Origin of the sequence: Nocardia brasiliensis (assembly GCF_011801125.1) — a bacterium.
Taxonomy (GTDB): domain Bacteria; phylum Actinomycetota; class Actinomycetes; order Mycobacteriales; family Mycobacteriaceae; genus Nocardia; species Nocardia brasiliensis_C.
In genome coordinates this window covers 3048885-3071705 of record NZ_CP046171.1, presented here as the reverse complement: position 1 = coordinate 3071705, position 22821 = coordinate 3048885, and the positions used below count along the sequence as shown (strand labels likewise).

General features: G+C 71.1%; 23 protein-coding genes. 8 read left to right on the top strand and 15 right to left on the bottom strand.

Features of this window, described 5'->3' with window-relative positions:
• Window positions 1-16: 16 nt before the first annotated feature.
• The 12 genes from F5X71_RS14030 to F5X71_RS13975 are packed head-to-tail and all read right to left on the bottom strand — an operon-like array spanning window position 17 to window position 9403.
• Entirely contained in the window at window positions 17-985 is a 969-nt protein-coding gene (locus F5X71_RS14030; protein WP_167462344.1) for an amidohydrolase family protein, read from the bottom strand.
• Window positions 982-3426: a PEP/pyruvate-binding domain-containing protein gene (locus F5X71_RS14025; protein WP_167462343.1), complete on the bottom strand. Its 2445-nt coding sequence runs from the start codon at window positions 3424-3426 to the stop codon at window positions 982-984. The genes F5X71_RS14030 and F5X71_RS14025 overlap by 4 nt, the downstream gene beginning before the upstream one ends.
• Before the next feature lie 2 nt (window positions 3427-3428).
• Window positions 3429-3749 (bottom strand): antibiotic biosynthesis monooxygenase family protein, encoded by a 321-nt coding sequence (locus F5X71_RS14020; protein WP_167462342.1) that lies wholly within the window; start codon window positions 3747-3749, stop codon window positions 3429-3431.
• Window positions 3746-4096, bottom strand: a complete 351-nt coding sequence (locus F5X71_RS14015) for an antibiotic biosynthesis monooxygenase family protein (RefSeq protein WP_167462341.1) — start codon at window positions 4094-4096, stop codon at window positions 3746-3748. The genes F5X71_RS14020 and F5X71_RS14015 overlap by 4 nt, the downstream gene beginning before the upstream one ends.
• Window positions 4096-4827, bottom strand: coding sequence for an SDR family NAD(P)-dependent oxidoreductase (locus tag F5X71_RS14010; protein ID WP_167462340.1), 732 nt, complete (start codon window positions 4825-4827; stop codon window positions 4096-4098). Before F5X71_RS14010 ends, F5X71_RS14015 begins: the two co-directional genes overlap by 1 nt.
• A 29-nt stretch (window positions 4828-4856) precedes the next feature.
• The gene (locus F5X71_RS14005) at window positions 4857-5342 is read right to left on the bottom strand and encodes a DUF1772 domain-containing protein (protein ID WP_167462339.1); all 486 of its coding nucleotides are present in this window, start codon (window positions 5340-5342) and stop codon (window positions 4857-4859) included.
• Complete coding sequence (locus tag F5X71_RS14000; RefSeq protein WP_167462338.1) at window positions 5342-5854, bottom strand: SRPBCC family protein; 513 nt, start codon at window positions 5852-5854, stop codon at window positions 5342-5344. The genes F5X71_RS14005 and F5X71_RS14000 overlap by 1 nt, the downstream gene beginning before the upstream one ends.
• Window positions 5851-6129 (bottom strand): acyl carrier protein, encoded by a 279-nt coding sequence (locus tag F5X71_RS13995; RefSeq protein ID WP_167462337.1) that lies wholly within the window; start codon window positions 6127-6129, stop codon window positions 5851-5853. Before F5X71_RS13995 ends, F5X71_RS14000 begins: the two co-directional genes overlap by 4 nt.
• A gap of 40 nt (window positions 6130-6169) precedes the next feature.
• The gene (locus F5X71_RS13990) at window positions 6170-7408 is read right to left on the bottom strand and encodes a beta-ketoacyl synthase N-terminal-like domain-containing protein (protein WP_167462336.1); all 1239 of its coding nucleotides are present in this window, start codon (window positions 7406-7408) and stop codon (window positions 6170-6172) included.
• Window positions 7405-8670: a beta-ketoacyl-[acyl-carrier-protein] synthase family protein gene (locus tag F5X71_RS13985; RefSeq protein ID WP_167462335.1), complete on the bottom strand. Its 1266-nt coding sequence runs from the start codon at window positions 8668-8670 to the stop codon at window positions 7405-7407. Before F5X71_RS13985 ends, F5X71_RS13990 begins: the two co-directional genes overlap by 4 nt.
• A gap of 2 nt (window positions 8671-8672) precedes the next feature.
• Window positions 8673-9083, bottom strand: a complete 411-nt coding sequence (locus tag F5X71_RS13980) for a cupin domain-containing protein (protein ID WP_167462334.1) — start codon at window positions 9081-9083, stop codon at window positions 8673-8675.
• Window positions 9080-9403: a TcmI family type II polyketide cyclase gene (locus tag F5X71_RS13975; RefSeq protein ID WP_167462333.1), complete on the bottom strand. Its 324-nt coding sequence runs from the start codon at window positions 9401-9403 to the stop codon at window positions 9080-9082. Before F5X71_RS13975 ends, F5X71_RS13980 begins: the two co-directional genes overlap by 4 nt.
• 161 nt (window positions 9404-9564) lie before the next feature.
• Between F5X71_RS13975 and F5X71_RS13970 the strand changes: the two genes are divergently transcribed.
• The 8 genes from F5X71_RS13970 to F5X71_RS13935 all read left to right on the top strand — a co-directional run bounded on the left by F5X71_RS13970 (window position 9565) and on the right by F5X71_RS13935 (window position 18573).
• On the top strand, window positions 9565-10605 hold the full coding sequence (locus tag F5X71_RS13970; RefSeq protein ID WP_167462332.1) for a methyltransferase: 1041 nt from the start codon (window positions 9565-9567) through the stop codon (window positions 10603-10605).
• Entirely contained in the window at window positions 10602-11741 is a 1140-nt protein-coding gene (locus F5X71_RS13965) for a cytochrome P450 (protein ID WP_167462331.1), read from the top strand. The genes F5X71_RS13970 and F5X71_RS13965 overlap by 4 nt, the downstream gene beginning before the upstream one ends.
• Window positions 11742-11758: 17 nt before the next feature.
• A complete protein-coding gene (locus F5X71_RS13960) occupies window positions 11759-12955 on the top strand; it encodes a cytochrome P450 (protein ID WP_167462330.1) in 1197 nt (398 codons plus the stop codon).
• A 1-nt stretch (window position 12956) separates the two neighbouring features.
• Complete coding sequence (locus F5X71_RS13955; RefSeq protein ID WP_167462329.1) at window positions 12957-14114, top strand: nucleotide disphospho-sugar-binding domain-containing protein; 1158 nt, start codon at window positions 12957-12959, stop codon at window positions 14112-14114.
• On the top strand, window positions 14111-14554 hold the full coding sequence (locus F5X71_RS13950; RefSeq protein ID WP_167462328.1) for a pyridoxamine 5'-phosphate oxidase family protein: 444 nt from the start codon (window positions 14111-14113) through the stop codon (window positions 14552-14554). Before F5X71_RS13955 ends, F5X71_RS13950 begins: the two co-directional genes overlap by 4 nt.
• Before the next feature lie 114 nt (window positions 14555-14668).
• On the top strand, window positions 14669-15379 hold the full coding sequence (locus F5X71_RS13945; protein WP_167462327.1) for a VC0807 family protein: 711 nt from the start codon (window positions 14669-14671) through the stop codon (window positions 15377-15379).
• Window positions 15380-15526: 147 nt separating this feature from the next.
• Window positions 15527-15985 (top strand): hypothetical protein, encoded by a 459-nt coding sequence (locus tag F5X71_RS13940; protein ID WP_167462326.1) that lies wholly within the window; start codon window positions 15527-15529, stop codon window positions 15983-15985.
• 62 nt (window positions 15986-16047) lie between these two features.
• Entirely contained in the window at window positions 16048-18573 is a 2526-nt protein-coding gene (locus F5X71_RS13935; protein ID WP_167462325.1) for an ATP-binding protein, read from the top strand.
• On the opposite strand, the gene F5X71_RS13930 is transcribed toward F5X71_RS13935, so the two are convergent.
• Genes F5X71_RS13930 through F5X71_RS13920 form a run of 3 tightly spaced genes read right to left on the bottom strand, consistent with a single transcriptional unit; the run spans window position 18563 to window position 22748 of the window.
• A complete protein-coding gene (locus F5X71_RS13930; protein ID WP_167462324.1) occupies window positions 18563-19741 on the bottom strand; it encodes a cytochrome P450 in 1179 nt (392 codons plus the stop codon). The genes F5X71_RS13935 and F5X71_RS13930 overlap by 11 nt on opposite strands.
• Window positions 19738-21717, bottom strand: coding sequence for a non-ribosomal peptide synthetase (locus F5X71_RS13925; protein WP_167462323.1), 1980 nt, complete (start codon window positions 21715-21717; stop codon window positions 19738-19740). The genes F5X71_RS13930 and F5X71_RS13925 overlap by 4 nt, the downstream gene beginning before the upstream one ends.
• Entirely contained in the window at window positions 21714-22748 is a 1035-nt protein-coding gene (locus F5X71_RS13920) for an LLM class flavin-dependent oxidoreductase (RefSeq protein WP_167462322.1), read from the bottom strand. The genes F5X71_RS13925 and F5X71_RS13920 overlap by 4 nt, the downstream gene beginning before the upstream one ends.
• Window positions 22749-22821 lie beyond the last annotated feature (73 nt).

Genomic DNA, 22821 nt, shown 5'->3' with positions numbered 1-22821 from the left:
TCGGCTCGACATCTCCCTACGGTCCCCGCCACTGTTCGGACATCACTGGATCCGGACTCGGAGCCGTCGCGGCCGCCCAGCCGGCGAACAGCCGCCGGGCGGTCCGCGCCCCGGCTTCGGCCGCGCCGGGCGTTCGCGCGTACTGCTCTTCGAGGGCGCGGCCCGCGGCGGTGACGGCGGCACGGGGCGCCGCGCACCAGTCGGTGCCGAACAGGATCCGTTCCGGCGCGACGGTGGCGAACAGGCCGGGCAGGCCCGACGGACCGGCCAGCGCGGTGTCGTAGTAGAAGCGCCCGAGCTGTTCGCGGATCCGGACCGGGTCCGCGCCGAAGAAGCCGTGCGCCAACGCTTCCACCCGGAATGCCGCGTACGGCAGGAAGCCGCCGGCGTGCGCGAGCACGAACGAGATGTTCGGATAGCGATCCAGCGCGTCCGAGAGCACCAGCCCGATCGCGCCGCGCGTGGTGTCGAGCAGGAAGTCGGCGAGCACGGCGGGCACCGAGGAACCCGCCGAGTCCGGCGGCATCATCGGGTGCACCAGAACCGTCGCAGCGCGGCGGTCGAGTTCGGCGAGCACCGGCTCGAACAGCGCGTCACCGAGATAGTGCGAGCCCGAGTGCGGGATCAGCACGAAGCCGTCCGCGCCCAAGGTGTCGTGCGCGTGCTCGATCTCGGCCAGTGCGGCGTCGATATGCGGAATCGGCAGCGCGGCGAGCAGACCGAAGCGACCGGGGTGCGCGGCGGCGAACTCCACGACGGCCTCGTTGGCTTCCCGGCAATAGAACCTCGCGGTGGCCGCGTCCGGAAGGTATTCGACCGGAATGGGATTGGAGATCACGGCGTAGTCGATGCGCTGTTCGTCGAGCACCTCGAAGGTCTGCTCGAGCGTCCACGGGATCTTGAACGGCGCGCCCATTCGCCGCATCAGCGCGGCGACGCGCGGCACGATGGCGTGGTGGTGCACGTCGATGCGGCCCGGCGTCATCGCCCGGCTCCGCCCTCGGCGTCGAGCACCCGCACCGCGCCGGTGGTGCCGTCCACCTCGACCAGTTGCCCGTCGCGCAGCCGTTCGGTCGCACCCGCGGCCGCGACGACGGCCGGAATACCGTACTCGCGCGCGATGATCGCGGGGTGGGACAGCAGGCTGCCGTTGTCTGCGATCAACGCGCCGAGGCTCGGGAACACCACCGACCACTGCGCGGTGGTCTCCGGGCACACCAGCACATCGCCCGCCCGGATCTTGCCGAAGTCACCGGCGCCGAGCACTATTCGAGCCGGACCGCGATATCGGCCCGCCGCGGCGGCAACGCCGACGAGCGTGCTGTCATCGGCGCTCGCCTCGCCCCGTTGCGCACCGAACAGGCTCATCGACCAGGTGGCGATGTCCATCACGCGCGCCGCGGCCGCCGAGGGCGGAGTCATTCCGGGTTCCAGCGTGAGCGGTTGCGGCGGTGTCCCATAGTGTTCCGGTCCAGGGTGCGTGGCCGCCCACAGCTGCCTGCCCCGCCCGTCCCGCACGGCGGCCGTGCGATCCTCGGTATCGGTGAGGGCGGCCAGTGCGGCACGGTGATCCAGATAGAAAACGTCCTCGATGCGATCGATCACGGTGCGCGCGACCAACCTTCGGCCCAGATCCAGCACGGCGTAGCGGACCAGCGCCCACGCGGACACGGCGAGATAGACCTTCTCGTCGCGCACCGGGGCCACCTCGTCGGCCGCCGCCACGGCCCGGTCGAACTGCGCGCGCTGCTCGGCCGTTTTGTCGGCGAGGCCGGCTCGTGCCCGCGTCAGCACGCCATCGATGCGCGCCCGCAACGCCGCACGTTCGCGGTCGAGGTCGAACGGCGCATCGATCTGGGCGAGCACCAGATTCAGCAGAATCTCGGGCTGTTCGGCGAATGTGGGCTCGCTCAGATCGAATCCGAGGGTGCGATGTCCGTGTGCACGGACGTAGTCGGCGAAGGCCGCGGCGAACTCCTCGTCGATCTCCGACAGCCTGCCTGCTACCTCCCGGGTGCCCGCCGTAAGCGCCGTGCGCACCTGGGGTTTCGCGGCGGCGAGCCGGGCGAGCGCGCCCAGCCCCTCGGCCGCGGCCATGTGCGCCCCGGTCAAACCGCCACGCAGGGCGAGCGTGTCGGCGGCCGACCAGCCGAGCAGTTCCGCGGCGAGCACACCGAGCTGCCCGTTGAGACACACACCGGCACCGGTGAGCCGGAAATAGGCCATGTGCAGTTCGGTGAACAGCTCGAGCAGTTCGGTGAAATGCGCGCGGAAGGCGGCGTCGTCGAGCTCGGGCAGGGTGAACGAGACCGCGCGCAGCGCCACGATGCGCTCGGTGAACTCGCGCCGTAGCGTCGCATGCCACTGCGCGACAAGCCGCTGCGGCGCATCGTCGGCGAGTTCGCCCGCGATGCGCTCCAGTCGCTCGATCAACGCGGGCATGGTGTCCGGCGCGGTCGTGGTGTAGATCCAGCCGCCGATCGCGTGTACCGACAACTGGTTTCCGGTGGTGAAGGCGAACACTCCGGGTGCGGCGGCGGCGAACACCGGCAGGAAGATGGACTCCTGCACCGGCGTCCACGGCGCGGTGACCCGCGCGTCACGCACCGAGAACCCCGCAGGCACCACCACCGGAATCGGTACCGGTGCGACCGTCGCGGCCAGGGTGGTGATCGGCCGGGCCTGCACCAGCCACAGGCCGTCCTCGTCGATGGCCCACTCGATGTCCTGGGGCGCCTCGAATTCGGCCGCCACCCTGGCCGCCAGCTCGGCGATCTCGGCGGCCTCGCCTGGGGTCAGCCCGGCCGCGCCGGTGCCGGAACGCAACGCGGCCTCGCCGGCGCGCACGGCCCATTCGTCGGCGACGGCCGAACCGTCCATCAACTGCTCGGCGAGCCCGGATACCGCACTGACCACGGCTTCCTCGGGATCGCCTGTCACCGGGTTGACGCTGAACGCCGCGCCCGCCGCCCGCGCGTCGACCATGCGCTGCACCAGTACGCCCATCCGCGGCGCCGCCGTCTCCTCGGCCTCGGCCGACCCGCGATAGACGGCGACCCGTTGCGCGCGTGCCGAGCGCCAACAGGTGTCCACCGCGGCGAGCACGGCGTCGATCCCCTTCACGCCGAGGACGGATTCGTACTGGCCCGCAAACGATTTCCCGGCCAGATCCTCCTCGATGCCGGAGGAGCGCACGGCGACGCCGACCCCGTTCGCGTCCAGTTCGGCCAGCGCGCTCGCGACCTCCGCGACGAACCCCGGCATCGACGCGGCGCTCTCCCCCGCCGCGGCCGCCTGCCAGTCGATCGCGAAGCCGTCCGGCACCGGGTACCCACTGCGCCGTAATCGGGCCAGCACCGCGGCTTTCCGGCCGACCCGTTCGCTGTCGTCGAGATCCAGCTGTGTGAACGCGATGACGTGGGTCACGGCTACTCCGATCCCAGTGCGCTGTGCGCGGCGGCCACCTCGAACACCTCGAACACCTTGCCGCGCGAGGCATCCTGGTACGGCCGCAGCGGCGAGGTTGCGCCGCGATGCGACATCCCCTGCTCCCAGGCACGGAAAGCCGCGAACGACTCCCACTCGCTCAGCACCGCGCCACTGTCACCCGCACCGCGCAGCAGCTCGTTGCCGAGCAGGCCGGGCGTGCCCGCCAATTCGGTGCTGATCCGGTGGTAGGCGTCGGTGACCGCCGCGGCGTCGGCCTCGGTGATGGTGAGGTACACCAGGACTCGAACGTGTCCGGTCACGGCGCGGTCCCCTGCCGCGCGGACGCGGCGCCGGTCAGCGCGTGCAGCACGGTGGCCACCGCCATGGAACCCTTGCTGCGATAAGGGTGCAGGCGGGCGCGGTGGTGCAGGTGCTGCTCGCTGCGCTCGTAGTCCCGGAACGACTCCTCGTCCACCCAGTCGCTGACGATGTAGTACACCGCCTCCTCCTCGGTGCTGCGGGACAGCCACTGGCCCAGGTTGGCAGGCTGGTCGGTGATGATCGAGGCGCCGTCGAGCCATGCCTGCTCGAAAGCGGCCTCCTGCCCGGGGATCACCTCCATGCGCAGCATCACCCGGAACGCCGTGCCCGCGATCGTGTCGGTCATCAGATACCTCCGTCGACGTGAATGGTCTCGCCCGTGACATAGGCGGCCCCGTCGGCCGCGAGAAAGGCGACGACGGCCGCGATGTCGTCGGTGCTGCCGAGCCGGCGCAGCGCGGTCATCCCCTCGTAGCGCGCGGTGACCTCGGCGGGCAGCTCCACTTCGGTGGCGGTGACGCCGGGCGCCACCACGTTCACCCGAATGCCCTGCGGTCCCAGCTCTTTCGCCAGCGACCGGGTCAACCCGATCAGCCCGGCCTTGGCCGCGGTGTAGTGCGCGCGCAGCGGAATGCCGACGGTGGCGACCCTGGACCCGATGTTGATCACCGACGCACCGCGATCCAGCAGCGGCAGCACCTGCTGGGTGACGTGGAACGCGGCGGTCAAGCCGGTGTCGATGACCCGATGCCATTCCGCAAGTGGCAATTCCGCGAACGGCACATGGCTGATCGCCCCCGCGTTGTTGACCACCACATCGAGCCTGCCGTAGCGCTCCCGGCAGGTCTGCGCCAGCGCGACCACCTGATCGGGGTCGGTGACATCGGCGAGCACCAGGTGATGGTCGCCGCCGAGCGCGGCGAGTTCCTTCGCCAGCACCTCGACGTGCTCGCCCGGCGTGTGATAGCAGGCGATCACCTGGGCCCCGGCCTCGGCCAAGGTCCTGGTGATGGACGCGCCGATGCCGCGCACACCGCCGGTCACCAGCGCGGTCTTGTTCGCCAGTGCTTGCCCCATCTCGACTCCTCTTGAAACTCGGGCCGGTTTCACCCGGCAAGCGCGGTGGTCAGCACCGCGACGACGAAAGCGGTCAGGGCCGACCCGGTGCGCAGCACATTCCAGCGCCGCCACCGCCTGCGCGGGTCGCGCTCGGCCCAGTCCACGGGTTGATGTGCCGGATCCAGGCTCGCCACATAGCGATTCACCGGCAGGTTCTTCGTCACGGAGATGCCGACGGTGCACAGCAGCAGCGCCGACGATGCCGCGAAACCGACACGGGCCGAGGCGGAATCGTCCAGCAGCACCGCGTGCACCAGATATGCCAGCAACGCGGTGATGTTCAGCAGCGGCATGGCGGGGTCGAACCGCGGCCACAGGAAACGCACCCCGCTGACGTACTCGCGGTAGGACTGCACGCCCTGATAGGGCGCGACACCGATCACCGTGGCCAGCATGATGCCGGTGGCCAGGCCGTTGGCGGCGAGCCCCGCGGCAAGCAGCAGCGCGCCCGCCGGACCCGTTGACGCGGACATCAGCCCGCGCCGCCCGCGCCGTGGCGTGCCTCCAGGATCTGTTTGATCCGGCGCATCTCCCGCGGTGAGTTCGCGTTGATCCGTTCGGCCATCTGCTCGTCGCTGATCGGCGCGGTGGGCTTCAACCGGAAACGCTGGCTCCAGCGCATCCGCACGCCATCGGCGTCGGGGATGTATTCCCAACGCAGATACATGAATTCGAACGGCCCGGTCTCCACCCGCCTGGCGTGCACCACCCCGCCGTCGGCGTCGAGCAGCCGTTCGGAGACCCAACTCCAGGTCTTGCCGTTCGGATCGGGGTGCATGGTCAACCGGAAGCGCACGTAATCCGGTCGCTGTTCCAGTATTTCGACCGCCGCGTACTCGCTGAACAGTGCGGGCCACGCGGAGACGTCGTTGGTCTCGGCCCAAACCTGTTCCAGCGGTGCGTTGATCACCACCGCGTTCTCGGTGACCAGCCCGCCGGTGGCCGCGTCCGGGAAGACCGCGCCGATCTCGCCGCCGGCGCTCATTGCGGCCGCACCGGCACGAGTTCGGCGGCGAGCTGGGCGTTCACCGCGGCGACCAGCTCGGCGGGCGTGCTGGTGCCGATGACCTGGCCGTCCTCGAGTCGCACGCCGAAGCGCCGCCGGATCAGTGCCTGGGTCTCGATCAGCGCCAGCGAATCCAGCCCGAGCTCCTCGAATTCGATGTCGGCGATGTCACCGGTGGTGTCGAACTCCTCGTCCAGTTCGCCGAAGGCCTGGACCAGAATCGGCCTCAGGTCGTCGATCGTGAACTCTGCCATCGTCGTCCCTCCTGTCAGAGATGTGTTGCAGCCAATGCGGTCATGACGGTCCTGCCAGCACCAGTGCGGCGGCGAAGCCGCCGTGGCCGCGGGCGAGCACCACGGCGTGCCGGAGCGGACGCGACCGCGGGCCGTCCACCACCAGGTCCAGTTCGGCGTGCGCCGAGGCGAGCACCGCCGGTGTGGGCGGGATCGTCTGGTGCCGCAGCGCGAGCAGCGCGGTCGCCACGTCGAGCGCCGAGCCGCCCGCGTACAGCCGCCCGGTCAGGACCTTGGGCGCGGTCACCGGCACCGCGCGCGGGCCGAACACCGAGGCGAGCACCGCGGCCTCGGCCGCGTCCAACGCGGGCACCGCCATCGCGTCGGCGAACACCACGTCCACCTCGCCCGGCGCGCATCCGGCATCGGCCAAGGCGCGCAACAGCACTCGGCGCAGCCCGGTGCCGGTGGCGGGTGCGGCATCGAAGGCTGCGGCGTATCCGGCGATGCGGCCGTACCCCGCCACGCCACGCGCCGCCGCCGCGGCGGCGGTCTCGACGGTGAACATCGCGCCGCCCTCACCGGGGACGTAGCCGGCGGCCGCCGCGTCGAAGGGCAGGTAGCCGCGTGCGGGATCGGTTGCCGTGCTGAGCAATCCGCTAGAGATCTGGCAGGAATAGGCGTACGGCGACAATGGCGCCTCGGTACCGCCCGCCAGCATCAACCCGGTGCCGCGCCGCAGTTCCCGCCGGGCCTGGCCGAGTGCGTCCAGCCCGGCCGCCTGCTCGGTCACCACGACCGAACACGGTCCCTTGGCGCCGTTGCGGATCGAGATCTGGCCGGTGGCGGCCGCGTAGAACCAGGCGATCGACTGATAAGCGCTGACCTCGGCGGGCCCACCCGACCACAGGCGCGCGATCTCGCGCTGACCGAATTCGTTGCCGCCGGAGGAACTTCCGGTGACGACACCGACCGACGCACCGGCCGTCGCGGCCGGGTCGAGCCCGGCGTCCGCGACCGCCGCGGCGGTGGCGGCGAGCCCGAAGCCGGCCCAACGGTCGGTCTGCACCGACAGGCGGCGCGGAATATGTTCTTTGGCAACGAATTCCGCTACCGGCGCATGCAGCACGCTGGCGTAACCCGCGTCGCGATACTGTTCGCTGATCCGGACCCCGCTGGTGCCCGAGAGACAGGAGCGCCAGTGCGCGTCCGCGCCGATTCCGGTCGGCGCGATGACGCCGATCCCGGTCACCACCGCGTCGGCGGTGCGCGGGCGCGCGCAGGCCAGTTCGACACTCATGCCAGCGCCCCCACATCCGAGAGCACCATCGCGGACTGGAAGCCGCCGAACCCGCTGCCGACGGTCAGCACCGAGCGCAATCGCACGTCGCGGGCGATGCGCGGCACGTAGTCCAGGTCGCAGTACGGGTCCGGTTCGGCCAGATTCGCCGTCGGCGGCACCACCTGATGCCGCAAAGCCAAAGCGCACGCGGCGATCTCGATCGAACCGATGGCGCCGAGCGAATGCCCGACCATGGATTTGATCGAGCTGACCGGCACCCGGTACGCGTGCGGGCCGAGCGCGCGTTTGAGCGCCATGGTCTCGTGCCGATCGTTCTGCTGGGTGCCCGAACCGTGCGCGCTCACATAGTCGATGGCGGTCGGGTCCAGCCGGGCATCGTCGAGCGCCGCGCGGATCGCGTCGGCCAACTCCAGCCCGTCGGGACGCAACCCGGTCATATGAAAAGCGTTGGCGCGCCGTCCTTCTCCGGGCAGCGCGCAGTAGATGTCGGCCCCGCGCCGCCTGGCCCGTGCCGCGGTCTCCAGCACGAACATCGCCGCGCCCTCGGCGAGCACGAAGCCGCTGCGCCGCCGGTCGAACGGGCGCGAGGCGCCTGCCGGATCGGCATCGTCGGCGGTGGTGGCCAGGATGGCATCGAAGGAGGCCGAGGAGATCGGCGAGATCGGGGCCTCGGTCGCACCGACCACCGCCACCTCGGCCGAGCCCTCCCTGATCAGTTCGGCCGCATGGGCGACCGCGTCGATGCCCGCGGTGCAGCCGGTCGAGATCAGCGCGCTCGGTCCGCCCGCGCCGACCGCGCGGGCGACCTCGGCGACCGTCGCCGAGGGCACCAGATAGGAGTAGCCGTGGGAGGACAGGGCCGTCGGGTCGACCAGCCAGCTCGTCCCGGACCCGCTGATCCCGACGAACTCGCGTTCCAGGCTGGTGGTCGCGCCCACCGCGCTGCCGATCACCACGGCGGTGTCGGCGGCGCACCCGGCGAGGTCGAGCCCGCTGTCCTCGATCGCCTCCGCGGCGCTGACCAGCGCGAACTGGGTCATCCGGTCCAGTTCGGCGGCGCGGCACCGGTCGATACCGTGTGCGGCGGGATCGAAATCGACCTCGGCCGCGATGCGCGAACGGAACGCCGAGGCGTCGAACAGCGTGATCGGCCGGGTCGCGGTGCGCCCGTCGACCAGCAGCTGCCAGAAGTCTTTGCTGCCGATGCCACCGGGTGCCACCACCCCGAGTCCGGTGATCACCGGCGTGCGCTCGTCCATGATCAGCCGGACACTTTCGGCTGCGCGGCGTCCGGATCGGGCAGCGGCTCGGTGTCGACATGGCCGAGTGCGGGTTCGGGCGCGAGCGGTGCCAGCTGGAAGACGGCCTCGGCCGGCTCCGCGCCGTCGTTCTGCACCCGATGACGCACCCCGATCGGGACGAAAACCGCACTGCCCTGGGCGACCTCGACCGGCGCACCGTCGAGCAGCACGGTCAGCGAGCCCGCGACGACATAGAGGAACTCCTCGGAATACGGGTGGTAATGCTCGCTGACGAATTCACCCGGCGCGAGCCGCAGTACCCCGAGGAAACCGGAGGTCGCCTCGACCGTGCGCGGGCTGAGCAGCACCCGCAATTCGCCCCCGCGCCTGGCGTTGGGCGCGACGTCGGCCGCCGCCACCACCCGCGTCATGGCCGCGTCCACTGATAGAACGGGCGCGCCATCGCGTCGGCCGGGCTGCGCCAACTCGGCGAATAGGGCTCGATGAACGGCGAGAGCCCCTCGTTGATCTCCTGGAACAACGGGTGCGAGCGCACCTCGGCGACCCGCTCGGCCACCGCCGCGTCCGCCTCGATCAGATGGAAATACAGGTCGTGGAAGGTGAACAGGGTGCGCCTGCGCACGCCGACCAGGGCGGGGAGTTCGGTCTGGTCCGAGCGGGCGAACAACTCGGCGACCTGCTCGCTGTCCCCCGGTCGCATCCGCGCCACGATCAGACTGAGCTCCGACATCTCGACATCTCCTCATGTTGCTCAACTGGCCCAATGAGATTCGTGGACTCTGACACCCCGTGATCGAGGCGCACTGTGGGAGCGATCGAGGACACCCCGTGCGCTGCGCGATCGAGGACGGCACCAGTGATCGTGGAGCGCGCGAACCGACGATCGCTCGCATGTCGACCGAGATCACCACGCGTGGGCAGGCGCAGCAGCAGCTGCTCGGATTGCTGGCCGGGAAGATGGTCTCCGCGACCATCTGCACGCTGGCACGGATCGGCCTGGCCGATCACCTCACCGAGGGCCCGCGATCGGTGCCCGAGCTGGCCACGGCCACCGGCACCGACCCCGGCATGCTCTACCGCTTCCTGCGCACCGCCGCGGGCGTCGGCCTGTTCCGCGAGCACGCGGACCGCACGTTCGGACTCACCGAAACCGGCTCGCTGCTGCGCTCGGACGTGGACGGTTCGCTGCGCTACCTGGCCTACCTCTACGGCGAGGAGAGCGTCTGGAACTGCTTCGCCTACGCCGCCGACACACTGCGCACCGGCAAACCGGCGGGCCCGGCATTGCGCGGCGGGCGCGGCTGGTTCGAGTACATGGCCGACAGCCCCGAATACGCGGAGGTCTTCCATCGCGCGATGACCGGGGTGAGCAACCGGGCGCCGGAGGTGGCCGCGAGCTACGACTTCGGCAGGTATCGCACGGTCGCCGACATCGGCGGCGGACAGGGCAGGCTGCTCTCGGCCATTCTCGCCGCCAACCCGCACCAGCGCGGCATACTCTTCGACACCGAAACCGCCATCGCCGGAGCGGATCCCGTGCTCAGCGACTTCGGGGTGCGCGATCGGGTCGACTGCGTCGTCGGCGACTTCTTCGACAGCGTGCCCGCCGGGGCGGACGCCTACCTGCTCAAGGCGATCCTGCACGACTGGAACGACGCCGACTCGATTCGTATTCTGCGCAATATCCGCGAGGTCAGCACCCCCGACACCCGGGTTCACGTGATCGAGGCCGTGGTGCCGGGCGCGGGCGAATGGCACTTCAGCAAGGCGATGGACATCGCCATGGCGGTGAGCCTCGGCGGCAAAGAGCGCGAGCTCGACGAATGGCGAGAACTGTTCGCGCAGGCCGACTTCGAGCTAGTCGACACGGTGCGCACCGCGCCGCCGCACTGGTTGCTCGAGGCCAGGCCGATCCCGCGGACGCCGCGATGAGCGAGTGCCCGTTCCCGTTCGCCTGGCCCGCCGGTCTGACGCAGCCGGACGCGCTGCTGCGCGCCCACCAGGACCCGTTCCGCACGGTCACCCTGCCCAGCGGCGATCAGGCCGTACTGGCCACGCGGTACCAGACCATCCGTACGCTGCTCGCCGACCCGCGGATCAGCAAGGACCGCAACAGATCCGGTGTCGCGAAGATGACCACCAAGCCGCAGAAGGTGTTCCAGCGCCGGATCGACATGTCCCCGCCCGCGCACGCGCGGATGCGTCGGCTGATCGCGCGCGAATTCACCGCGGCCCGAGTCGAGACCATGCGCCCGCGCATCGCCGCCATCGTCACAGCACTGCTCGACCGAATGGCCGACGCGGGCGCTGCTGAGCCGGTGGATCTGAACACCGCCTTCGCGTTTCCGCTCTCGATCCAGGTGATCTGTGAGCTACTCGGCGTCCCCGCGCGCGAGCGCCATCTGTTCGGCGACACCAGCAATCCGCCGTGGGACTACATCCGCGAGCTCATCGAACGCAAACGGCGCCACCCTGATTCGGATCTGATCAGCGCGCTGATCGCGGTCACCGACGCCGAGGACGGCCGCCTCAGCGCCGACGAGCTGCACTTCTGGTCGACCCTGCTGCTGCTCGCCGGCTACGAGACGACCGCGAACCAGATCGCGGGCGCCGTCGTGCTGCTGCTCGGCCATCCCGACCAATTGGCGCTGCTGCGCGCCGATCCCACGCTGATCGACGGTGCGGTCGAGGAGCTGCTGCGCTGTCAGGTGGTCGGCACCTCGTTGTCGATGCTGCGCTACGTCACCGAGGACGTCACCGTCGGCGATCACGTCATTCCGCAGGGCACCAGCATCATTCCCGCGCTCGAATGCGCCAATCACGATCCGGCGGTCTTCACCGAGCCGGCCCGGCTCGACCTCACCCGCCGCGCGGCCAAGCAGCTCACGTTCAGTGTCGGCAGGCACTTCTGCCCCGGCGCGCCGCTGGCGCGCGCCCAGCTGCGACTCGGTATCGCAGCGCTGATCCAGCGCTTCCCCGAACTGCGGCTCGCGGTCCCTACCGCACGCCTCGACCGGGTCGACGACCATTTCTTCCAGGGCTTTCGCACGGTTCCCGTGCGCTGGTGAACAGCAGGAAGGTGCGCATGACCGCCGCAGAACCCATCCCCTATCCGTTCACCCGACCGGCCGCGCTGGAACCACCGCGCGAGCTGTTCGGCCTGTCCGGCTGCCCGATGGTGCCGGTCCGGCTGCCGAGCGGGGACGACGCGGTGCTCGTCACCCGCCACGCCGACATCCGCGCGCTGCTCGTGCATCCCGCGGTGAGCCGCAACCTGAACCGGCCCGATGCGGCGCGGATCAGCAAGCACAACAGCATGTTCCAGGACGCGAAGCTGGATCCGGACCCGCCCGAGCACACCAGGGTGCGGCGACTGGTCATGCAGGCGTTCAGTCCACGCCGGGTCGCGGCGCTGGAGCCGTTCATCGTCGAGGTCGTCGACGAACTGCTCGACGCGATGGAAAACCACGGCGGCCCGGTCGATCTCAATCAGGCGCTGGCCTTCGCGCTGCCGATTCGGGTGCTGTGCCGCCTGCTCGGCGTGCCGGAGCAGGACCAGGCCCGCTTTCGCGGCTGGACCGAGCACTTCCTGTCGGTCAGCCAGTTCAGCGGCCCCGAGATCGGTGCCGCGATGGGTGAGCTCAACGAGTACATCGCGGCGCTGATCGAGGCCAAACGCGTTGCGCCGGGCGATGATCTGGTCAGCGACATGATCGCCGCGCACGACGCCGACGACGGCCGCCTCACCGGCTACGAGCTGCACTGGTGGTGCAGGCTGCTGCTGCTCGTCGGCTACGAGACCACCGCCAGTCAGCTGGGCGGCACAGTGGCGCTGCTGCTTTCGCGACCCGATCAGCTCGCGCTGGTCCGCGCCGACCCGAGCCTGGTGCCGCACGCGGTCGAGGAGGCGTTGCGCTGGAAGCTGGTCGGCTCCTCGGTGTCTATGCTGCGCTATGCCACCGCCGACATCGAGCTGGACGGCTGCACGATCGCGGCGGGCACCAGCGTGATTCCGGCCGTCGACGCGGGCAACTTCGATCCCTCGGTCTTCGAGCACCCCGAGCGCTTCGACATCACCCGCACCGACAACGACCACCTCACGCTGAGCCGTGGCCCGCATTTCTGCATCGGCGCCGGGCTCGCCCGCGCCGAACTCACCACGGCGATCGGCAGGCTGCTCGCCCGCTTCCCCACCCTGCGACTCGCGGTGCCCGCCACCGAATTACGCAGACAGGAGGGCGCGCTGCTGGAGGGCTTCCTCGGTATCCCGGTGGAGTGGTGAGATGCGCGTTCTCTGCGTGAACTGGGCGTGGCCCTCGCATTTCATGCCGCTGGTTCCGGTGCTGTCGGCGCTGCGCGCGGCGGGCGCCGAGGTCAGGGTGGCGAGCCAGCCGATGCTGCGGCGCATCGTCACCGACGCCGGGCTGCCCTTCGCACCCGCGGGCGCCGACGTCGACCACTCGGCGATCCGGGCCCGCGCGGCCGCGGCCGCGCCACCGGTGGCCGATATCTGGAATGTCGACGAGAACGCCAGGATGACACAGGTTTTCGCGGTCTTCGCCGAACGCGCCCGGCTGATGCTCGACGACACCGTCGCGCTCGCCGAACGCTGGCGGCCAGACCTGGTCTTCTTCGAGCCGACCAGTTTCGCGGGCCCGCTGGTAGCCGCGTTGCTCGGCGTGCCCGCGGTCCGGCACATCCACGGCGTGGACATGACCTATCGGGCCAGGAACGCGACCCCGGCGCTGGTAGCGCCGCTGGCCGAACAGCTCGGCATCGCGCTGCCGAATCTGCTCGGCAGTCACACCGTCGATCCGTGCCCGCCCTCGCTGCAGATTCCCACCGAGACGACCTCGACCCCGGTGCGCTACATCCCGTACAACGGGCCGGCGACCATTCCGGACTGGCTCGCCGAACCGCCCGCCGTGCCGCGGATCTGCCTGACCTGGGGCACCACGGTGACTGCGCAGGGCGGTGAGTTCCTGCTGCCCGAGGTGCTCGCCGCGCTCGACGGGCTCGAGCTCGACGTGGTCGTCACGGTGCGGCCCGCCGAGATCGAACATCTCGGCCCGCTGCCGAGCAATGTCCGGGCCGTCTCCGGGCTCGCCCTGCACCTGCTCATGCCGTCCTGCGCGCTGGTGATCCACCAGGGCGGCTTCGGCACCATGCTCACCGCGGTCGACGCGGGTGTGCCGCAGCTGCTGCTGCCGCAGTTCCCGCATCACATGCTGCCCGCGGAACAGTTGCGCGGCACCGGCGCGGCGGCCGTGCTGCCGGTCGCCGAGTTCGATCGCGGCGTGATCCGCGATCTGGTCGTGCGGCTCGTCGGCGCGTGTCCCGAGCGTGCGGCGACCGAGGTGCTGCGCGCCGAACTGCGCGCCCAGCCCACACCCGCGCGGATCGCGCCCGATCTGCTGGAACTCGGAAAGGGAGCAGTGTGAGACAAGCAGCCCCGCGCGCATTGGCCGAACGCAAGCAGCACGTCCTGGAACTGCTGACCGGGTCGGGCCACCTGTGGCTCGCGACCGCCGCCGAGTCGCGACCGCATCTGGTACCACTGGCTTTCGCCTACGGCGAGGGCGATCTGCTGATGGTGACCAAACCCGGCACCAGGACCGTGCGCGGCCTGCGCGCCGCCGGGCAGGCCAGGGCCGCGCTCGGCGACACCAGGGACGTGGTCGTCATCGACGGCACCACCACGCTCTTCGACCCGCGAACGGTCGACGGGCCGCTCGGGGAGCTGCTGGACACCCTGCCGATGGGACGGCGGGTGCCGGGCAGCGTCGGTGTCCGGCTGCGCCCCGACCGGATCCAAGCGTGGCAGTCGATGGCCGAGATCGGTGACCGCACCCTGATGTCGGGCGGCCGCTGGCTGGTCTGAGCCCATCCGTACAGGAGATAACTCCTAGCCAAGTCGGCGGTTTCGTCACTACACCGCGCCGACCTCGGCCCATAGCCTGAAATCGCCAGCACCCCCACCGATCAGGAGACCGCGATGACGGCACCGACGCCGAAGAAGACGAGCAGGCTCAAGGCACTGTTGCCGTTGTTCGGCAACGTGATCGTGTCGACGGTCCTGTACTTCGTGCTGCGCGCGATCGGCTTCAGCGAGATCTGGGCGCTGGCCATTCCCGGCATCGTCGTCGCCATCACCACCACCGTCGGCAGCATCCGGCGCCGCTCGCTTGATGTCATCGGCGCACTGGTGCTGGTGGAGCTCGTGGTCTCGCTCGGGCTGGCCTTCGTCACCGACGATCCGCGCATCGCCGCGATCCGGCCCGCGCTCTACATGCTGACCACCGGTGGCTTCTTCCTCTTCACCTGCGTGGTCGGCAAGCCGGTGATGTATCTGCTCGCGACACCGATGGCTACCAACGGTGGCGAACCCCGCCGCACCGAGGCCTATCACCGCGCGTGGGACGAGGAACCCCGGTTCCGCAAACTCGAGCGCCTGATGACCCTCGGTGTCGGGCTGACCATGTTCCTCGACTCCGGTCTGCGGATCGGCATCGTCTACAGCTCCCCCGCCAGCGACCTGGACCGCTCCTTCCTCGTCTCCAACGGCGCCGCCATCGTCATGGTCGTCCTGGTCATCGTCATCATGGTCGCCTTCATCCCGCGCCTGTCCAAGATCGTCGACCAGGTCCAGCAGCGCGTCCCCGAACCCCTGGCCGACACCCCGTCCCACGAGGTCCGCGCCCGCTGAAGGCCGCGGCGGGGCGCGAATTCGGCCCGGCCGTCGGGGCTATGTTTCGAACGATTCCGCTGCGGCGAGTGGCCGGCTGTTGGTTTAGTAATGCTCATCCCCTATCAGTCGGGTAGGTCGGGACGGGAGGTCGGCGGGGTGGATCCGATGACGATGGTGGCGGCCGCCTTGGCCGCGGGTTCGGCAGCGGGATTGACCAGCACCGCCGAGCGCGCGGTCGGCGAGGCGTACCAGGCACTGAAGGGCTTGATCACCAGCCGATATCGGTCGGTGGACGTGGCCGCGCTGGAGCGGCAACCGCGATCCACCGCGCGCCGGGCGGCGGTCGCCGAGGAACTCGCGCGGGCCGGCGCGCGCGACGACGCCGAGCTACAGGCCGAAGCGGGCCGGCTGCTGGTGGTGATCCAGCGGCAGGCACCGCAGGTCGCCGCGGCGATCGGGGTAGAGCTGCGCGAAGTACGCGCAGGCGAACTGGAGATCACCGGCATCACCGCCGACGACAGCGGCGTGCTCGCTGAAAATGTCACCGTCACAGGCTCGTTCACGATCAGCCAGGTGCGGGCGGGTGGGCGGTCGGCCCACCCTCCGACCGCGCAGCAGGGGTAGCTCGAGACGACGCTGCTGCGCCGACGGTTCCCGGCCCGCAGATCGCGCTCACCGGCGTCGCGGTGGGCCGCGACCTCACCATCCACTACGCGCATGCTCCGCGGCCGGTGCTGCGTAACACGTTACGCCGGGACGTGCTCTGCTTTGCCGGACGCACCGCCGAACTCGAAAGAATCGTCGCCGCGGCCGAACTCGGCACTCCCGCGATCCACACGATCGACGGCATGCCGGGCGTCGGCAAGACCGCGCTGGCCACGCGCGCCATGCACCGGCTCGCAGCCGAGTTCCCCGACGGGCGCTTCTTCGTCGAATTGCACGCGCACACACCGGGTCAGCAACCCGCCGATCCGGCCGCGGTGCTCGCGAAGCTGCTCACCGACCTCGGTGTCGACCCGCGTTTCCTGCCCGCCACCGTCGCGCAGCGGCGCGATTGGTGGCTGGACCGGATCGCGGGCAAGCGCATCCTGCTGGTGCTCGACGATGCCCGCGACCACGCACAGGTCGAGCCCCTGCTGCCCGCGAGCGACGGCTGCCTGACCTTGATCACCAGCCGCCGCCGCTTGGCCGCGCTCGACGGCGCGGTCGCGCTGCCGCTGGACGTCCCCGATGCCGCGACGGCCGCCGAGCTGTTCTGCGCGCTCGCCCACCGCGATCCGGACGCCGCCGAACGCGCCGCCGCGGACGAGATCGTCCGCCGGTGCGCGGCGCTGCCGTTGGCGATCGTCCTGCTGGCCGGGCGATTGGCACAGCATCCCGGTTGGAGCATCGCCCGGCTCAGCGCCGATTTCGCCGCGGCACAGGACCGGCTCGGCGAACTCGCGGCCGGACCGCGTGCGGTCCGCGCCGCGTTCACCATGTCCTATCGCTGTCTGTCCCCCGAGCGGCAGCGGCTGTTCCGATACCTCGGCCTGCACCCCGGTCCTGATGTCGACGCCGAGGCGCTCGCCGCGATGGCCCGCATACCCGCCACCGCGGCGCGCACCGAACTCGAGGGGCTCTACCTCGAGCACTTGGTCGAGGAGACCAGCCCTGCCCGGTTCCGGCTGCACGACCTGCTGCGCGAATACGCGCACGGACTGGCCGCCGCGGACGACCACGAAAACGACTGTGCGGCAATGGCTCGACTGCTCGGTTACTACCACGCGACGGCCGCCGCCGCGCACGACCGGCTCGCCCGGCATACCGAGCCGACCGCACACCCGATCGCCGACCCACCCGCACCGGTGCGCGAATTCTCCGACGAGGCACAGGCATTGACCTGGCTACGCACCGAAAGCGCGTGCCTGCAAGCCGTTCTCGACGACGCTACGGCCGAGGACACACCATCGGTGCTCGCGTTGACCCAGATGCTGGCCCGCCTCTTCGAACTCGACGGCCCGCTGCCCGCGGCGGCAACCCACTACGACCGTGCGTACACGGCCGCGCGACGCCGTGCCGATCGCCTCGGCGAGGCGGTCGCACTCGACGGCCTCGGCCGGGTTCGGGCGCTCACCGGTGCACACACCGAGGCGGGCGAGCTGCATCGAAAAGCGCTGGCCCGCTACCGTTGCGTCGGCGACCTGCGCGGCGAGGGCAACGCCCGCAACGGTCTCGGAGTCGTGCACCGGGTGACCGGGAACCTCACCGCGGCCGAGGAACAGTTCCAGCGGGCACTCGCGTGCTACCGCGAGATCGCAGACCTGCGCGGCCAGGCGCGGGCACTCGGCAACCTCAGCATCGTCCGCAGATTCCGCGGTGACTTCGGCGCCGCGGTCGGCCTGCTCCGGCAGGCACTGGCCTGTTACCGCGAGGCAGACAGCGGTCGCGGCCAGGCCGGCGTGCTGGACGCGCTCGGCGCCCTCGGCATCGAGACCGGGAACTTCACCGAGGCCATCGGACTGCTCCAGCAGGCCCTCGCCCAGCGCCAGGCGCTCGGAGATCGGTTGGGCACGGCCAACACTCGCACCAATCTCGGTGTCGTGTGCCGATGCGTCGGGAACTACGCCGCGGCCGACGCACACCTGCGGTCGGCACTCGTGTGCTACCGGGAACTCGGGACCAGGCTCGGCGAGGCCAACGCCCTCGACGAGCTGGGCCGGGTACGAAAGGCGCTCGGCGCGTACGCGGATGCCGCCGCGCTGCACGAGCGGGCGCTGGCACACTATCGCGCGATCGGCAACCGCGTCGGCGCGGGCAACGCGCTGATCGGTCTCGGCGTCGTCCGGCGCGCGACCGGCGCGCACAGCGAGGCCACCGACCTGCTCGACCAGGCGCTGACCCTGTTCCGTGCGCTCGGTGTGCGCAACGGCGAGGCCGAGGCGCTCAACGAGATCGGCGCGCTGCTGCTGGAAACCGGTAAGCCCGAACGGGGGTTGGCGGCGTTCCGCGCGGCGTTCGAGCTCGCGCGCACGATCCACAGCGCACCCGAACAGGCCGACGCGCTGGCTGGTTCGGCACGGTGCCGGATCGCGCTGGGTGAGTTCGGCACGGCCCGTGCCGAACTCGGCGCGGCCGTCGAGATCTACCGGCGCGGGGGCGCGGCCGCGGCCGATTCCGCCGCGGCGCGGCTCGCGGCAATGACCGACGACGGACCCGAGCTCACCAGGTGAGCGGCAGCTGGTGCAGACCGAACAGCACCGAGTCGTATTTGACCGCGGCATCGGGCAATTCGCCGTCGAGCCGGAGCTCGGGCAGGCGCGCCAGCACGGTGCGGAAGACGATGTCCAGCTCGAGCTGGGCCAGTGCCGCGCCCATGCAGGCGTGCGCGCCATAGCCGAATGCCAAGTGCCGCTGGGCGTCTCGATGGATGTCGAGCACCTCGGGGTTCGGGAACACCGAGGGGTCGCGGTTCGCGGCGGCCGCCAGGGGGATCACGCCCGCGCCCGCCGGGATCGTGGTGCCCGCGACCTCGACCTCCCTGGTGGTGGCGCGGCAGGTGGCGAGCTCGGCCACCGAGGTGTACCGCAGCAGCTCCGCGATCGCGCCCGGCAGCGCGGACGGGTCCGCGCGCAGTGCGGCCCACTGCGCCGGGTGCCGCAGCAGCGCGAGCAGGCCGAGCGAGAGGGTGTTCGCGGTGGTCTCGTAGCCGGCCAGCAGGATAAGGATGAGCACGATCGTCAGTGCCCGCAGCTCGAGCCGGCCCGGTGCCACGTGCTCGCGCAGCACCCGCGAGATCAGATCGTGCGCGGTCGATCCGTGTTTGGCGCGCACCAGCTGCTTCACGTAGTCGACCAGCGCTTCGAAGGGCTGTGCGCCGCCGTGCGTGATCACCCGGACGGTGAGTTCCTCGAACAGGTCCGTATCCGCCTCGGGCACACCGAGGATGCGCCCGATGGCCAGCGCGGGGACCGGCAGCGCGATCGCGCGCACGAAATCGGCGGGCGGGCCCGCGTCGAGTAGCCGGTCGATGCGCTCGTCCACGCAGCGCTGGATGTAGGGCCGCAACGCCGCCACCTTCCGCGCGCTGAACTCGGGGGTGAACATCCGGCGGTACACGCCGTGCTCCGGTGCGTCCATACCCACGAAAACCTTGATCCGGCGCAGATATTCGGACTCCGCGGTCAAGAAGGGGAACCCCGGCGCGCCGCGGTCGGCACTGAGGCCGGGATCGGTGAGCACGGACCGGACGTCGGCGTATCCGGTCACCAGCCAGACCGGCGCCCCGTCACGCAGGGTGGCCCGCCCGACCGGGCAGCCTTCCCGCATAGCGTGGTAGTCGGCGGGCAGCTCGAACGGGCTCGGCCTGCGCATCGGAAACACCGGGTCCGGCCCGCTCATCCCGGACTCCCCTGCTCGACCAGCACCGTCGCGCCGCCGCGCCGTGGCGTGGGCTCGAGCGCGGCCAGGAATTCCGCGAAGGTCGGGTGCTCGTACAGCAATGCGACCGGCACCCGGCGGCCGAGCGCCGTGCCGAGCGCGGCCACGCACCGTACCGCCGCCATGGACGTGCCGCCCGCGGCGAAGAACGAGGTGGCCGGGCGCGGTGGTGCGCCGAGCAACTCGGCCCAGACCTCGGATACCTTCGCGGCCAACGGGTCTCGCCGCCGCACGAGCGACACCGGATGGCGCGCGACGGTCTCCGCCTTCGACGCACGGTGCTTGTCGCGCAGGCGGGCACGCTGGATCTTGCCGGTCGCGGTCCGCGGGAACTCGGTGCTCGCCAGCACGCGTACCTCGTCGACGGCGAAACCGAATCGCAGCGCGATCCGCTCCCGGATCGGCTCGGCCACCGCGGCACCGGCGCGCACGCTCACGAACACGACCCGCCGTGGCGGCCCGTCCTGGCGGTCGAGCACGGTGAACGCCGCGTAACCGTCGAGCACGCCGTCGACCTGCGCCACCACCGCCTCGATCTCCTGGCACGGGATATTGCCGCCGTTGATGACGACCACATCGTCGTCGCGGCCGGTGATCACCAGCGCGCCACCGGTGACGAAGCCCTGATCACCGGTGGTGAACCAGCCGTCGCGCATTTCCGCCTCCGCGCCGAGGTAACCCGCGAACAACGTCGCACCGCTCACCTGCACCGCGCCGAGTTGATCCGTCGCGCACACCGAACCGTCCGGCCGCACCACGCGAATGCGCACGCCCGCCACCGGTTTACCGGTCACCGCCAGCTCCAGCGCCGCACCGGAGCCGGACGCCGCGTGCCGGACGCGTTCGTCGGCCGTCAGCCACACCCGTACCGCCGCGATTCCGGGCTCGTCCGGGGACGGCCGCGAATACACCACGCCCGAGCCGGTTTCCGACATACCCCATGCGGGCCGCAGTGCCGAGCGGGCGAGCCCGTGCGGCGCGAGCAGGTCGAGGAATTCGTCGGCGACCGCCGCCACCACCGCCTCGCCGCCATCGAGCACGTGCCGCAGCCGGTGCAGCCGCCAGCGCCGCCCCGGCGCCCGCCGCAGCGCCGAACACACCAGGGCGAAACCGAAGTTCGGTGCCCAGGTGGTGCTGGCCCGGTGCGCCTCGAGCAGATCGAGCCAGGCGAGCGGATCGGCGAGCACCCGCGCGGTGTCCACCTGAACCAGCGAGCAGCCGAGGAACACCGCCTGCAGCGCCCACATCACGATGCCGCCGACGTGGTCGAGCGGCATCCAGTTCAAAGCCACATCCGAGGCGCGCAATCCGTTGAATTCGGCTGCCGCCCAAGCACGGTGGGCCAGCGCGGCTTCGGTCAACAGCACGCATTTCGGCCGCCCGGTGCTGCCGGAGGTCAGCAATCCGATCGCGACGTCCGCGCCGAGCCGCGGCGCGGCCGCCGCGTCCCACAGCGGTGTCCCGAGCGGGTGCGCCGCGCCGTCGGCGTCGACGGCCACCTGGTAGCCGATCGCGACCGCGTCCACCGCGTCGTCCACGAGAACCACCGGGCGGCCCAGCAATTCGTGAGCCGCTCGAATGCGCTCGCCGACCTGGGCCACCGCACCGAGTGCGCCGGTGCGGCCCACCGGGACCGGTACCGCGCCCGCGAGCACGCACCCCCAGAACGCGGTCAGCTGCACCCGAGCGTCGGCGGCGGCGAGCAGGACCGGCGTGCCCGGCCGAACCCGTTCGGCCAGCGCGGAACCGAGCGAATCCGCCGCGCGGCGCAGGTGCGCGTAGTTCTGAAACCGTTCCAGCCCTTCGTCATCCACGTAGGTGATGCCACGGCTCGGCTCGCGCGCCGCCCGCGCCAACGCGGCCGCGAGGGTGCGCGGCCAGTCGGCGGGCGGCTCCGCCGGATCGCCGACCAGCAACGCACGATCGGTTCGGGTCACGGGCACACTCCCTGCGCGAGCTCGAGCGCCCGCCGCGCGGTGCGCAGAATCTCGAGCTGGTCCTCGAAATCGGCGGCGAGCACGGTCAATCCGAGCGTCGTCACGCCTGACGCCGCGTACTCCGACATCCGCGCGCCGATGGTGTTCGCGTCGCCGAGCAGGGCGGTGCGCCAGATCAGGTCCAGCGGCACCGCGGCCGCCGCACCCGCTCGATCACCGGCCGCGACCAGGTGATGGACCTGCTGGACCTGCGCGCCGTAACCCATGTCGGTCGCCACGGTCGCGTAGGCCCCGGCGCCGCGCCCGAGCGCGAGGAAATTCGCGTAGTAGGGCCGCAACGCGAGCGCCGCCGCTTCGGGATCGGGCCCGACGCCGATGGGGATCGAGGGCAGCACCCGGAATCCGTCGAGGCTCGCCCCGGCACGGGCCCGGCCGATTCGCACGTGTTCGAGCGCCCACGAGACGCGTTCCGGTGAGCAGAACGCGCCGATCCAGCCGTCGGCGATCGCGCCGGCCAGCTCGAGCGCGCGCGGGCCGACCCCGCCCAGCAGGATGGGCAGATCGGGGCGTGGCTCGAGTGCACGCAGCTGCGCGACCGCCGCTGTCCCGTCGCAATCCTCCGGTGGTAGCCGCCAGTGCTCGCCCGCATAGCGCACCGGCGCGCCCGCCAGCGCACAGCGGACCACCTCGACGTATTCGCGCAGCCAGGCCAGCGGCCGCCGGATGTCTGCCCCGTACCAGCCGCGCGCCACCTCCGCGGCCGAGACGCCGAGCCCGAGCTCGAACCGGCCGCCGGACAGGTCGTCCAGGGTGGCCGCGGTGAGCGCGGTCAGCACCGGGCCGCGGGCCGGGGCCTGGAGCAGTCCGGAGGCCAGGGTGAGCCGCGAGGTCACCGCGGCGGCGGCGCCGAGCACGCTCACGCCGTCGCCGCGGAAACCCTCCGGCGCGAGCGCGTACTCGAGTCCGAGCTGTTCGGCGGCGGGAGCGATGCGGAGGGCGTGCCGTGGGGTCAGGAACACCGCGAGCCGCATCGTCTCTCCTCGTCGTGGCGGGTACTGCGAGGTCGAACGATCCGCCGCGGCACTCGAGGATCAACCGTGCCGT